Annotated in this window: 14 protein-coding genes; 11 read left to right on the forward strand and 3 right to left on the reverse strand. The window is 34.2% G+C overall.

The genetic code is table 11. The annotated features are described in order from the left end of the window. Window positions 1-11: 11 nt before the first annotated feature. From VGE71_RS21120 to VGE71_RS21160, 9 genes are all read left to right on the forward strand, one after another. Window positions 12-491 carry a gliding motility lipoprotein GldH gene (locus VGE71_RS21120; protein WP_331140154.1) on the forward strand — a complete coding sequence of 160 codons (480 nt, stop codon included), beginning with the start codon at window positions 12-14 and terminating at the stop codon, window positions 489-491. Window positions 492-501: 10 nt separating this feature from the next. Next, window positions 502-2,802, forward strand: coding sequence for a penicillin-binding protein 1A (locus VGE71_RS21125; RefSeq protein ID WP_331140087.1), 2,301 nt, complete (start codon window positions 502-504; stop codon window positions 2,800-2,802). Between the two features lie 273 nt (window positions 2,803-3,075). Further along, window positions 3,076-3,288: a hypothetical protein gene (locus VGE71_RS21130; RefSeq protein ID WP_331140088.1), complete on the forward strand. Its 213-nt coding sequence runs from the start codon at window positions 3,076-3,078 to the stop codon at window positions 3,286-3,288. A 76-nt stretch (window positions 3,289-3,364) separates the two neighbouring features. After that, on the forward strand, window positions 3,365-4,855 hold the full coding sequence (locus tag VGE71_RS21135) for a hypothetical protein (protein ID WP_331140089.1): 1,491 nt from the start codon (window positions 3,365-3,367) through the stop codon (window positions 4,853-4,855). An 89-nt stretch (window positions 4,856-4,944) separates the two neighbouring features. Continuing rightward, window positions 4,945-5,298: a hypothetical protein gene (locus VGE71_RS21140; RefSeq protein WP_331140090.1), complete on the forward strand. Its 354-nt coding sequence runs from the start codon at window positions 4,945-4,947 to the stop codon at window positions 5,296-5,298. Window positions 5,299-5,364: 66 nt separating this feature from the next. Next, window positions 5,365-5,775, forward strand: a complete 411-nt coding sequence (locus VGE71_RS21145) for a hypothetical protein (protein WP_331140091.1) — start codon at window positions 5,365-5,367, stop codon at window positions 5,773-5,775. A gap of 227 nt (window positions 5,776-6,002) precedes the next feature. After that, window positions 6,003-6,704, forward strand: a complete 702-nt coding sequence (locus VGE71_RS21150) for a CoA transferase subunit A (protein ID WP_331140092.1) — start codon at window positions 6,003-6,005, stop codon at window positions 6,702-6,704. A gap of 21 nt (window positions 6,705-6,725) precedes the next feature. After that, the gene (locus VGE71_RS21155; protein WP_331140093.1) at window positions 6,726-7,379 is read left to right on the forward strand and encodes a CoA transferase subunit B; all 654 of its coding nucleotides are present in this window, start codon (window positions 6,726-6,728) and stop codon (window positions 7,377-7,379) included. Window positions 7,380-7,551: 172 nt separating this feature from the next. Continuing rightward, window positions 7,552-7,986 (forward strand): hypothetical protein, encoded by a 435-nt coding sequence (locus tag VGE71_RS21160; RefSeq protein ID WP_331140094.1) that lies wholly within the window; start codon window positions 7,552-7,554, stop codon window positions 7,984-7,986. Between the two features lie 136 nt (window positions 7,987-8,122). Here VGE71_RS21160 and VGE71_RS21165 read toward each other — a convergent pair whose 3' ends face one another. After that, window positions 8,123-8,650, reverse strand: coding sequence for a DUF6646 family protein (locus VGE71_RS21165; RefSeq protein WP_331140095.1), 528 nt, complete (start codon window positions 8,648-8,650; stop codon window positions 8,123-8,125). 51 nt (window positions 8,651-8,701) lie between these two features. Next, window positions 8,702-9,436, reverse strand: coding sequence for a metallophosphoesterase family protein (locus tag VGE71_RS21170; protein WP_144216645.1), 735 nt, complete (start codon window positions 9,434-9,436; stop codon window positions 8,702-8,704). Between the two features lie 139 nt (window positions 9,437-9,575). On the opposite strand from VGE71_RS21170, the gene dinB reads away from it, so the two are divergent. Both dinB and VGE71_RS21180 read left to right on the forward strand, forming a co-directional pair. Next, entirely contained in the window at window positions 9,576-10,658 is a 1,083-nt protein-coding gene (dinB, locus tag VGE71_RS21175; protein ID WP_331140096.1) for a DNA polymerase IV, read from the forward strand. 102 nt (window positions 10,659-10,760) lie between these two features. Beyond that, complete coding sequence (locus tag VGE71_RS21180; RefSeq protein WP_331140097.1) at window positions 10,761-11,261, forward strand: PAS domain-containing protein; 501 nt, start codon at window positions 10,761-10,763, stop codon at window positions 11,259-11,261. A 158-nt stretch (window positions 11,262-11,419) separates the two neighbouring features. Here VGE71_RS21180 and VGE71_RS21185 read toward each other — a convergent pair whose 3' ends face one another. Further along, window positions 11,420-13,024, reverse strand: a complete 1,605-nt coding sequence (locus tag VGE71_RS21185) for a fumarate hydratase (protein ID WP_331140098.1) — start codon at window positions 13,022-13,024, stop codon at window positions 11,420-11,422. Between the last annotated feature and the right edge of the window lie 22 nt (window positions 13,025-13,046).

Here is a 13,046-nt window from a genome sequence, read left to right on the forward strand (position 1 = left end):
GAATACTAAAAATGAGAATAAAAAATAGCGGAATTCTTCTTTTGGCAGCAATACTTCTTTTTTCTTGTGATAAAAAAAGAGTATTCGACGAGTATAAATCTGTTGGAAGTGCTTGGCATAAAGACAGTATTGTAAGTTTTAATCTGCCAGTTTTAGATTCTACAAAAAAGTACAATTTATTTGTAAACATTAGAGACAACAACAATTATCCGTTTAATAATTTGTTTTTAATTGTTGCTATTGAAACGCCAAGCGGATTTACAAAAGTAGATACTTTAGAATACCAAATGGCTGCTCCAGACGGGACTTTACTAGGAAACGGTTTTACCGATATTAAAGAAAGTAAACTGTTTTACAAAGAAGATGTGAAATTTAAAGGAACTTATAAAGTCCACATCAAACAAGCGGTAAGACAATCAGGAAAAATTCCTGGTGTTGAAGCTTTAGAAGGAATTACAGACGTTGGTTTTAGAATAGAACAAAAAGATTAGATAAATAGTTATGGCTGCTAAAAAAAACAATCAATCAAATAAGGATATTAATTATTATAAAAAGAAATTCTGGCGGGTTTTTGCCTACTCTTTATTGGGAGTTTTAGCTTTCTTTTTGTTTGCCTCATGGGGATTATTTGGTTCTATGCCTTCATTTGAAGATTTAGAAAATCCAGATTCAAACCTTGCCACAGAAATCATCTCTTCTGATGGAGTTGTACTGGGTAAATATTTCAAAACCAACAGATCACAACTTAAATATTCTGATTTACCTAAAAATTTAGTCGAAGCGCTTGTTGCAACTGAAGATGCACGTTTCTACGAACATTCAGGAATTGACGGACGTGGAACTTTAAGAGCTGTTTTTAGTTTAGGAACAAATGGTGGAGCAAGTACATTAACGCAACAGCTTGCAAAACAGTTATTTCACGGTGAAGGTTCTAAGTTTTTGCCTTTCAGGATTGTACAAAAAATAAAAGAATGGATTATTGCCATTCGTCTAGAAAGACAATATACTAAAAATGAAATTTTAGCGATGTACTGCAACGTTTATGATTTCGGAAATTATTCTGTTGGAGTAAGTTCTGCTGCTCAGACTTATTTTTCTAAAGATCCAAAGGATTTGACAGTTGATGAATCTGCAATTTTGGTTGGGATGTTCAAAAACTCAGGTTTATATAATCCGGTTCGTAATCCGCAGGGAGTAAAAAATCGTCGTAATGTGGTTTTGTCTCAAATGGCAAAAGCAAAAATGATCTCAGAAGCTGAAAAAGAAAGACTTCAAGCTCTTCCGATTACTTTGAAATTTAAATTGGAAAGCCACCGTGAAGGTATCGCTACATATTTTAGAGAATATCTTCGTGATTACATGAAGAAATGGGTAGCAGAAAACAAAAAACCTGATGGATCTGAATATGATATTTATAAAGACGGACTTAGAATTTACACAACGATAGATTCTAGAATGCAAACCTATGCTGAAGAAGCAGTCGCAGCGCACATGCAAAACCTTCAACAACAGTTTTTTATTGAACAGAAAAACAATAAAAATGCTCCTTTCGTAAATATTACACAAGCTGAGACAGACAGAATCATGATGCAAGCGATGAAAAATTCTGTTCGTTGGGCGCAAATGAAAGAAATGGATAAAAGTGAAGAGGATATCATAGCTTCATTCAAAGTAAAAACCAAAATGCGTGTCTTTACCTGGAAAGGGGAACGTGATACAACAATGACACCACTGGATTCTATTCGTTATTACAAACACTTTCTACAATCAGGTTTGATGTCTATGGAGCCTCAAACTGGTGCTATTAAAGCTTGGGTTGGAGGTATCAATTACAAATATTTCCAATACGATCACGTAGGACAGGGAGCTAGACAAGTAGGTTCTACTTTCAAACCGTTTGTTTACGCTACAGCAATTGAAGAATTGAACATGTCTCCTTGCGATTCTATTCTTGATGGACCTTTCATGATTCATAAAGGACGTCATCATGTAACAGAAGATTGGGAACCAAGAAACTCTGATTATAGATACAGAGGAATGGTTACGTTAAAACAAGCTCTGGCGGCTTCTATCAATACTGTTTCGGCTAAATTAATTGACAGAACAAGTCCAGAAGCAGTTGTAGAATTGACTAAAAAGTTAGGAGTAAAAACAGAAATTCCAGTACAGCCATCAATCGCATTAGGAGCTGTTGATATTACGGTTGAAGACATGGTTGCGGCATACAGCACTTTTGCTAATCAAGGAGTTTATGTAAAACCACAGTTTTTAAGCCGAATTGAAAACAAAAGCGGAGAGGTTATCTATGAGCCAATTCCAGAATCTCATGACGTTTTAAATAAAGACATTGCTTTTGCCGTAATTAAATTGCTTCAAGGAGTTACCGAAAGTGGTTCTGGTGTACGTTTGCGTACGCAAGGCGGTGGAAGTGGAGACAACCGTTGGACAGGTTATCCATACATGTTTACAAATCCGATTGCTGGTAAAACAGGAACAACACAAAACCAATCTGATGGATGGTTTATGGGAATGGTTCCTAATTTGGTAACTGGTGTTTGGGTTGGATGTGAAGACCGTTCTGCACGTTTCAAAAGTTTGACGTACGGACAAGGAGCAACTGCAGCATTACCAGTTTGGGGGTATTTCATGAAAAAATGTTATGCCGATAAAGATCTTCAAATTTCTAAAGGAGAATTTGAACGTCCAGCAAACCTTTCGATCAAAGTAGATTGCTACCAAAGACCAGCGATTGTAAAAGATACAACACAGACCGAACAAAATACAGATGAATTTGAATTGTAAAAAGAATCTTTTTTACAGTTTGAAAAGAGGACTGAATTATCTACAGATGATTCAGCCCTCTTTCGTTTACGATTATTCATTAATAATAAAAAGTAGTAAAAAACTTATTTTTTTATTCTTTTTGTAAATCTTAATTCGTATGTTTGAAAATACATCCTCATAAGTATACATCCTAAGATCATATTAAATACCACACTTTTAAAAAAGTGGGAATCATAAATCCTTTTTTAGCCCGGCATAGTGCGAAGTAGAAAGGTAGAAAAGATTTTTAATATGAGTGCAAAAATGAAATGGGTTTATCTGTTTACTTTAATTTCGTTTACTTTTCAAAGCTGTGAAAAAGATTTGAATGAAGAACTACCCACAAAAGAGCAGAGTAAAGAAGCTAAAATTAATCATCTGACAATTAAGGATGCTCCTTTTTTACGACCAAATATTGAAACTTATCAGTCGAGTAATTCAATAACTAGCAAAACTTTAGGTTAACAACGTCGACGAAGTAGAACTTGATCTCGAACATATAATTGAATATGAAGGCGCAGATGATTTCAAGAGTTATACGGTGCCAGTTATAGGTAAAGCAACTGAAATGGAAGATTATTATTTTGAAAATCTTCATGTTCTGAAAGATGGGGACAAGTATGAATCTTTTATTGTAAGATACTTTCCAGAAGATAAAACGAAAAAGTTTGAGTTAAATCAATTTACAGGAAGAATGCAATTCTTTGATTATGCTAAAAAGTTGAGGAGCACTTTGTATTTTGAAAATGGAAATGTCAAAAGAGTAGAGGCAGCACCAACAAACAGTATAACGGGAAAATTACCGGATCAAATAGAAGATAATGATGATGGTTGTGGATGTAGAGGAGGTGGAGGTAGCTTATTGTCACAATTTTTCAGCTGGATTGGCGGGCTATTTAGTAATATTCATATTTCATTTGGTTCTGGAGATTATTATAGTGGTGGAGATTACTACGCTGGGGACTATTTTCTTAGCATAAGCCCTCCTAACGGAGGAGGTGATTATTATTTAGGTCATGGAAATTCTTATTATGGTAATAGTAGTAGTGGTACTAGTTCCAACCCTGTAGTTTTCGTTCCCACTCAGGCACAATCGGAGTATCATCGTATGCAAGTTAGAGATATTGTTAGAAAGTTAGGTACTACAGATTCTATAGTATTATTATGGATGATGGATTATAATAATATTGAGAATGTTAACAATATATATTATTTTTTAAATAAGTTTGAAAATACACCTGAAACATTAGATTTTTTTAGAGAAGCTGTTTTTGCTCTTAAAGATGGTGGAGGAGTTGATTACGGGTTTAGAATAATTGAAGACAAATCGTTTACAGAAAATCCATGTCTTAGCGGGGTTTATAGTAAACTTGGAGAAGGATCAAAATTTGATAGTTATTTAAAAAAATTTGATGGAGATTTTTCAGTAGCTAATTTAATGCTGAGTGCGGTTAAGGATTCTAATTATCCAAAAGCAAATGCAGTAACTTATTCTCCAGTTGATTATTTAATTGAAATAAAATTTAATCCTGAAAATTTACATAGACCAGCATTGGATATTGCAAGAACATTTATTCATGAATTGATTCATGCTGAAATTTACAGAAAATTATTAAGCTGCTCCAGATTGCCTCATGTTAATGTTGGTAAAATGACAGATTCGCAATGGCAGATTTACATTTATAATTTGAAAAATGATTTTCCAGGTCTTTTTGAGTACTATATGAGGTATAAGTATAATGTTCCTCCCAATCAACAGATTTCAGATCCGCACCACGAATTAATGGCGCAGCATTATAGACAAATTGTTGTTCAGGTGTTGAAGCAATATGACGGTAATGCCCATTCAGATGAATTTTACAATGCATTAGCCTGGATTGGGCTTATGGGAGAAGGAGAGTTGCCGATTGATAGCCCGACTGGATTACCGCCAGTTCCTACCGTTGTATGGAAGAATGTGCCTCAATCTCAAAGACTACAAATTTTGTCTATTTATAAAAACTTTTTAAATACTAATGCGCCATGTCAATAATCAAGCAAATATTTATTTGTGCTATGATGATATCATCAAATATGATTTCTTCACAAATTGTAAGCTCCAATAAAAATCGCCCATTTCTTGTGATCTTAGATGACCCTTTGATAGCTCATTATTCGGTGAGTAAAGATACTTCTAGAATGTCTATAAGCTTTTATGTAAATGGATATGAATCGAAGCAAAAAAGAGAGAAAGCAATTAAAGCACGTCAAGACGAATGGAATAAACAGAAGAGGAGAGAATATGTTAGACTTCCAACCTTTTATGTTAATTATTTTGACACTGAAAAACCAGAAAGAATGTCAAGTTTAGACTGTGATTATCGAAATCTGAATGAGTTATTTGAAAATAATACTGAGTTTTTGATATATCTAATAATAAAGCAAGATGACGGAACTTATTTAAAATGGTCACCTGTACTTTTGCCTGAAGAGTAATTAATAAGAAAAATATATAGAGGTGAATGATATTTTTCTGAACCTCCAATTAAAATAATTAATAGTATGAAAAGAATTATAATAATAGCACTAATTTGTTTAAGTTCGTGTATTAGCTATCAAAAATTTGATTACAACAAGGATAATAATAGTTGGATACGTGCATTTCAAGATAATGTGTTTTTATGGAGCTTAAAAGAGAGTGGCCAGAACGATTCTATTTTTCAAATGGAAAGGAAAAATCTTTACAATTCCTACGGGGTTTTAAGTCTGGATGAAATGAACGAAACGAGAAGACTTGCAAAGGATTTTGTTAAAACCATTCCAAAGCCACTTATCTGTGAAAATTGTAAGGAGGATGAATATTACTATTTGAAAAATTGTTTGCATTATTATGCTAGTTGTGAGTTAGAGTTTATTGCAAAAGAAGCTTATAAAAAACATTTGAGCATGCAAACTGAATCTCTTGCAAAGTAAATGGTTTCTCTATTAAAGATACTTTGGAAACAGAGCAAAACACAGGCTAGAGTTAAGTGAAACTATGTTGCAATAGTGCTTATCTAGTTAAAATTCAATCCTTTTACTGTTCTTTCAAGAGAATAGTAAAGGGATTTTTCTTTTGGTTTTATTTTTACGAAATCGTTATAATTTCATCTAAAAATCTTATTTTTATCAAAAATATTCAGCAATAAAGATAGTTTGTTATGATAACAAAAAAAGTAAATAACGTTCAGGATGCTATAAACGGAATTGAAAGTGGCATGACCATCATGTTTGGAGGTTTCGGATTGTGTGGTATTCCTGAAAATACAATTGCAGCTTTGGTAAACACATCGATTTCAGATTTAACTTGTATTTCTAACAATGCAGGAGTTGATGATTTTGGTTTAGGATTATTGTTGCAGAAAAAGCAAATTAAAAAGATGATTTCTTCTTATGTGGGAGAAAACGCAGAATTCGAACGTCAAATGCTTTCAGGAGAATTGGAAGTTGAATTAACGCCACAAGGAACTTTGGCAGAACGTTGTCGTGCAGCTCAAGCGGGAATTCCTGCTTTCTTTACACCAGCAGGTTACGGAACCGAAGTTGCCGAAGGAAAAGAAGCAAGAGAATTTAATGGAAAAATGCACATTATGGAAGAAGCTTTTAAAGCCGATTTTGCAATTGTGAAAGCTTGGAAAGGCGATGAAGCCGGAAATCTGATTTTTAAAGGAACCGCAAGAAACTTTAATGCGCCAATGGCTGGAGCTGCAACAATCACAATTGCCGAAGTTGAGGAACTGGTTCCTGTTGGAACATTAGACCCAAATCAGATTCATATTCCGGGAATTATGGTACAGCGAATCTTTCAAGGAGAAAAATTTGAAAAGAGAATCGAGCAACGCACTGTGAGAGTTAGAAATTAGATAATTGACACATTTAGAAATATGTTGACAAAAGAAGATATAGCAAAACGAATTGCAAAAGAAGTAAAAGACCGATATTTCGTAAACCTTGGTATCGGGATTCCGACTTTGGTTGCGAATTACGTTCGAGAAGATATAGCAGTTGAATTTCAAAGTGAAAATGGTGTTCTCGGAATGGGACCTTTTCCGTTTGAAGGAGAAGAAGATGCCGATATTATTAATGCAGGAAAACAAACTATTACTACGCTTCCAGGTGCCAGTTTCTTTGATTCGGCTTTTAGTTTTGGAATGATTCGAAGCCAAAAAGTAGATTTGACTATTTTGGGAGCAATGGAAGTTTCAGAAAACGGAGATATTGCCAACTGGAAGATTCCAGGAAAAATGGTAAAAGGAATGGGAGGTGCAATGGATTTGGTAGCTTCTGCCGAAAATATCATCGTAGCCATGATGCATGTGAACAAAGCAGGAGAGTCAAAAATCTTAAAAAGATGCACTTTACCATTAACCGGCGTAGGATGCGTTAAAAAGGTTGTAACGGAGCTTGCGGTTCTCGAAGTAACTAAAAAAGGTTTTAAGCTCTTAGAACGAGCGCCAGGTGTGTCAGTCGAGCACATCATCGCCTCAACCGAAGCTGAATTGATTATTGAAGGCGAAATTCCTGAAATGGCAATTTAGTTTTTTATTAGGTTCAAAGGCTCAAAGATACAGAGGTTCAAAGTTGAAATGCTGTAGTGAGATTTAGATAGAGAGAACTTTCTTAATTGAAGGTTCTCTTTTATTTTAATCAATTTCGAACAGTTTAAATAGTCTTTTATTTACATTTGCTGTGATTTAAAAAAAGAGACATTTGGAAAAGTTTGAAATCGATATTAAATGGGGAAGTTATTTGTTTGTTACATATACGGCGACTTCAATTGTAATATCACTTTTAATGTTATTAGTTGATTATGATAGATATTTGTACAATGTTCTTGTACTACTTTTTGTCGTTCAATTAATATATTTTACTAGTAAAGCGATATCCGAAAACAAAAAAAATGATTTAAGTAAAGGCTATAGAAAGTTCTTTGTTTGTATTAGGCTTTTATTTTTCTACTACCTTCTTACGTCATTTTTGAATGGAAGCGCAATTACAAATACAGGTAGTTGGTACTTGTCTCTATTTACGCCATATAGGGAAAAAGACATTTCAGAATTAATAGCTGAGGATGATCCAAATGATAATAGCATCACTCTTAATGAGTTTATGTTGGCATTAAAAAGAAAGTTTGCCAGAGCATAAAGTATGTAAAAAATAAAAAACCGCCCAATTTAGGCGGTTTTTTTATTTTTTAAACTTTGCGACTTAGCGTCTTTGCGAAAAAAAAATCTTGCGAACTTAGCGTAAAACTTTGTGTTCTTTGCGGTTAAATTGCCAATTATAAGTTGAAAGAAGCTCCTAAACTAAAAGTAGCTTGATTATTCAAATGATAAAAAGGATCATTGTTTGAACCATATTTTGCAATTGGGAATCCGATTTCTGTGAAAACACCAAATCCGTCAGTAAAGAAATAACGACCACCAACGTGACCTCCAAAATTATGTAAACCTAAGCTTAAACCAGGGTAAACATCCAATTGTTCTACACCAATTACACTAGATAAGTTAGCGTTGATTCTTGCTTTTGCATCAAAACGGTCACCGAAATCTGGTGTTGCATCATTGTAAGCGGCAGTGCTTCCGTGATAGAAACCATTAAAATTATCAACGCCTAATAAATAATTTGCAACAAAACCAAATGAGAAGTTTTCTCCTAAACCAAAATCAATAGAACCCTGAATTCCAGAACCACCATCTTGTAAATTAGCACCAACATTTACCCTTGTGTCACCTTTACCTGTAAAGGCGCTTTGTGCATTAATAAATCCGAATGATACTAAAAACAAGAGTGTAATAACCTTTTTCATAAATTTTAAAATATTAATTATTTTGAAGAGCAAAAATAAAATTTAAACAAATTAATTCCTACCCTTTTCATTAAAATACAATTCGTTTAACGGTTCACTTTGCCAGTATTCCTTAGTGTCGACATCCATAATGGTAAGCGGACCTCTAAAGGCAGCACCTGTATCGACATTCCAAACGCAGGCTTTGTTTACAGGAACCGTTTTTCCTATTCGTGTAACAGGAGTATGTCCGATGTAAACTTCTTTATAAACGGTAAATCTTTTAGGATAGTGTAAATCGTCTTCCTTTAATTTTGGATCTAATGAAAGAGCTGTTTCCCAAAGTGTTCTGTCCCAATAAAATAGTTTAGAAAAATATTCCCATTTTACACCATTTAAATTGGTAAATCCAGCATGAACAAACAAACGATTTTGGTCATCAAGGTAATAATCCTGAAGATTTTCCAAGAATTCGATATGAGCTTTCTTTTTATCAGCCGAAATTTTGGCATAACCTTCAACAGTTGCTTTTCCGCCGTGTTTGTACCACATTTCTTCATCAAAGTCATCATTTCTCTCTTCTAGCCAGTCTAGTGCCAGCTGATCGTGATTCCCTCTTATGCAGATGCAGTTTTGTTTGCTTTTTAAATCAATCAAATAGTCGATTACTTCAACAGACTGACTCCAGCCGTCAACATAATCGCCCAAAAAAATTAGAGTATCTTCTGTGGTAACTTCGGCTCTCTTCATCACTTGTTCAAGTGCAAGTAATCCGCCATGAATGTCACCTATAACAAATGTTCGCATTATTTAATTTTTCGAGTAGAAGAACAAAAATAAAAAGAATTATTGGTTTGCACTCACCTAATTTATATTCTTTAAAAATTGATACTATTTATAACTATTTGAAATCCTTTTTTATTGCTTTCCGCTGTAAATTTGTAGCATGTCTGAAACACCAACATATCGCAAAATTATTCATATTGATATGGATGCTTTTTATGCATCGGTCGAGCAGATGGATAATCCTGAGCTGCGTGGAAAACCTGTTGCAGTTGGCGGTTCAGAAAATAGAGGAGTAGTTTCAGCAGCAAGTTACGAGGCAAGAAAATTTGGTGTAAGAAGTGCAATCAGTGGCGTTTTGGCAAAAAAATACTGTCCGCATATTATTTTTGTTCGTCCAAGATTTGATCGTTATAAAGAGATTTCATCCAAAATTCATAAAATTTTTAATGAATATACCGATTTAGTTGAACCTCTTTCGCTAGATGAAGCTTATCTGGATGTTACTCATAATAAAAAAGGAAATCCGAGCGCAAGTTTATTGGCGCAGGAAATCAGAATGAGAATTTTTAATGAAGTTGGTTTAACGGCTTCTGCGGGAATTTCGATTAATAAATTTGTGGCTAAAATTGCCAGTGATTACAATAAACCAAACGGACAGAAAACGGTAAATCCAGATGAAGTAGAAGCTTTTTTAGAAGATTTGCCTATTCGGAAGTTCTATGGAGTCGGAAAAGTAACTACAGAAAAAATGTATCAGCTTGGCATTTTTACTGGAACAGATCTCAAAAGTAAATCCTTGGAGTTTTTAGAGAAACATTTCGGAAAATCGGGTATATTTTATTATCATGTAGTACGTGGAATTCATAATAGTGAAGTAAAATCATCCAGAATTACCAAATCCGTCGCTGCAGAACATACTTTTGACGTCAATCTTTCTTCTGAAATTTTTATGATTGAGCAACTGGAAAAAATTGCAGCTTCTTTAGAAAAACGACTCGAAAGACATAAACTTTCAGGAAAAACAATAACGCTTAAAATAAAATACAGTGATTTTTCGCAACAAACCAGAAGTAAAACGATTCCTTATTTCATCTCCGATAAAAAATTGATTATGGAGAATATACAGGAATTATTATATCAGGAAAAAATGAAAGATTCTGTGAGATTGCTTGGTATTTCGTTAAGTAATCTTAATAATGAAATTAAAAAAGAAGTAGTGGTTCAGTTAAAATTTACGTTTTGATAACATTTTCGATTCTTAAAAGAGTATTAATGATACTTATTGGGAGGATTTTTCCTCTATCTTTGGATAAAATATTTATTGATCATTTAAATTGTATTTTACATGAAAAATAAAAATTCCGAAGATTTTTTACAACGAAATACAGTTCCAATTCTTTCATGGGACTTTCATCATGAATATATGAAAGAACTGAAAGATTTAACCTATGATCTGGAAAGAGTAAGTAAAATTTCAAGTGAGTTTACTTGGGATGAAAAAAAACTGAATATCAGTGAGAGAATCAAAGAAGAAGTCGTTTTGATTACGGATTTGGATTTAAAGATTGTTTTCGCGTCAAGCGGAATCAAAAAAATGACGGGTTACAAAGAAGAAGAGATTCTCGGAAAAACGCCAAAAATGTTTCAGGGGCCTGCAACTTCTAAAAAAGATTTAAGAGAAATTAGAGCGGCAGTAAAAAAGAAAATTCCTTTTGAAAAAACACTCGAAAACTACCGAAAAAACGGTAAAACTTATAAATGCAAAATTGATGCTTCGCCAGTTTATAAATTAAACGGAGAAATATCACATTTTATAGCTTTTGAAAAACAGGATTTGAGCGCTTAGATTTTGTTTAACCGCAAAGAACGCAAGGATTTACGCAAGGCACGCTAAGATAAAAAAAGGAAAAACCGTCCAAATAGGACAGTTTTTCCTTTTTTTATAAATAAATTTTTCTTTGCGAACTTTGCGTAAATCCTTGCGTTCTTTGCGGTTAAAGAAAATTACAAATCAGCAAAGAAATCATTTCCTTTATCATCTGTGATAATAAATGCTGGGAAATCTTTAACGGTGATTTTACGAACAGCTTCCATTCCTAATTCTTCAAAATCAACTACTTCAACTTTTAGAATGTTGTCCTGAGCTAAAATAGCAGCTGGACCTCCGATAGAACCTAAGTAGAATCCGCCGTATTTGTTGCAGGCATCAGTAACTTGTTTGGTACGGTTTCCTTTTGCCAACATAATCATACTTCCGCCATTTTTCTGGAATTCATCTACATAAACGTCCATACGTCCAGCAGTTGTTGGTCCGAAACTTCCTGAAGCCATTCCGTCTGGAGTTTTTGCTGGACCAGCATAATAAACTGGGTGATTTTTAAAATATTCCGGCATTGGTTTTCCAGCGTCTAACAATTCTTTGATTTTTGCGTGAGCAATATCACGAGCAACAATCACAGTTCCGTTAAGTTTTAAACGTGTTTTAACTGGATATTGAGATAATTTTGCTAAAATATCTGCCATTGGTTGATCTAAATCAATCTCTACAGGGGCTTCTAAATGTGGAGCTGTTTCTGGTAAAAATTGTTTCGGATTTACTTCTAATTGCTCTACGAAGATTCCGTCTTTCGTAATTTTTCCTTTGATATTTCTATCAGCAGAACAAGAAACACCTAATCCAACCGGACAAGAAGCCGCGTGACGAGGCAAACGGATTACACGAACGTCGTGCGTGAAATATTTTCCTCCAAATTGTGCTCCAATGGCACTTTCTTGACAGATTTTTTGAACTCTTTCTTCCCATTCAAAATCACGGAAAGCCTGACCAGACATGTTTCCAGTAGTTGGAAGATGATCATAATATCCTGCGGATGCTTTTTTTACAGCGCTTAAGTTGGCTTCTGCAGAAGTTCCGCCAATTACCAAAGCTAAGTGATATGGAGGACAAGCAGAAGTTCCTAAATCTTTGATTTTATTGCGAATGAATTCATCTAAAGACTTTTCGTTCAACAAAGATTTTGTCTGTTGGTATAAATAAGTTTTGTTTGCAGATCCTCCGCCTTTTGCCATAAACAAAAAGTCGTAAGAAGTTCCTTTTTTAGCATAAATATCAATTTGTGCCGGAAGATTTGATCCTGAATTTTTCTCTTCAAACATCGAAATCGGAACAATCTGCGAATAACGTAGGTTTCTTTTTTGATAAGTATTAAAAATTCCACGGCTTAACCATTCTGCATCATCAACACCCGTAAAAATGCTTTCGCCTTTTTTTGCCATTACAATCGCTGTTCCAGTATCCTGACAGCTTGGTAACTGACCTTCGGCAGCAACAGAAGCATTTTGAAGTAAATTGTAAGCTACGAAACGATCATTATCTGTGGCTTCTGGATCATCAAGGATTTTTCTAAGTTTTTGCAAATGAGTCGTTCTTAGCATAAACGAAACATCTGTTAATGCCTCTTCTGCTAGTAATTCTAAACCTTTTGGATCAACAGTTAAAACTTCGCGTTCTCCAAATTGTTCCACTTTCACAAAATCTGAGGTGATTTTGCGGTACTGCGTATCATCCTTTAAGATCGGATAAGGATCTTGGTATATAAAATCAATCATTGCTTTGTTTTTTCACAAAGTT

The organism is Flavobacterium sp. (genome assembly GCF_036405015.1).
Classification (GTDB): domain Bacteria; phylum Bacteroidota; class Bacteroidia; order Flavobacteriales; family Flavobacteriaceae; genus Flavobacterium.

Bases quoted from the DNA above. Each gene is read 5' to 3' on its own strand.
- VGE71_RS21120 (WP_331140154.1), top strand. From the start codon at position 12: ATGAGAATAAAAAATAGCGGAATTCTTCTTTTGGCAGCAATACTTCTT.
- VGE71_RS21125 (WP_331140087.1), top strand. From the start codon at position 502: ATGGCTGCTAAAAAAAACAATCAATCAAATAAGGATATTAATTATTAT.
- VGE71_RS21130 (WP_331140088.1), top strand. From the start codon at position 3,076: ATGAGTGCAAAAATGAAATGGGTTTATCTGTTTACTTTAATTTCGTTT.
- VGE71_RS21145 (WP_331140091.1), top strand. From the start codon at position 5,365: ATGAAAAGAATTATAATAATAGCACTAATTTGTTTAAGTTCGTGTATT.
- VGE71_RS21150 (WP_331140092.1), top strand. From the start codon at position 6,003: ATGATAACAAAAAAAGTAAATAACGTTCAGGATGCTATAAACGGAATT.
- VGE71_RS21155 (WP_331140093.1), top strand. From the start codon at position 6,726: ATGTTGACAAAAGAAGATATAGCAAAACGAATTGCAAAAGAAGTAAAA.
- VGE71_RS21165 (WP_331140095.1), bottom strand. From the start codon at position 8,650: ATGAAAAAGGTTATTACACTCTTGTTTTTAGTATCATTCGGATTTATT.
- VGE71_RS21170 (WP_144216645.1), bottom strand. From the start codon at position 9,436: ATGCGAACATTTGTTATAGGTGACATTCATGGCGGATTACTTGCACTT.
- dinB (WP_331140096.1), top strand. From the start codon at position 9,576: ATGTCTGAAACACCAACATATCGCAAAATTATTCATATTGATATGGAT.
- VGE71_RS21180 (WP_331140097.1), top strand. From the start codon at position 10,761: ATGAAAAATAAAAATTCCGAAGATTTTTTACAACGAAATACAGTTCCA.
- VGE71_RS21185 (WP_331140098.1), bottom strand. From the start codon at position 13,024: ATGATTGATTTTATATACCAAGATCCTTATCCGATCTTAAAGGATGAT.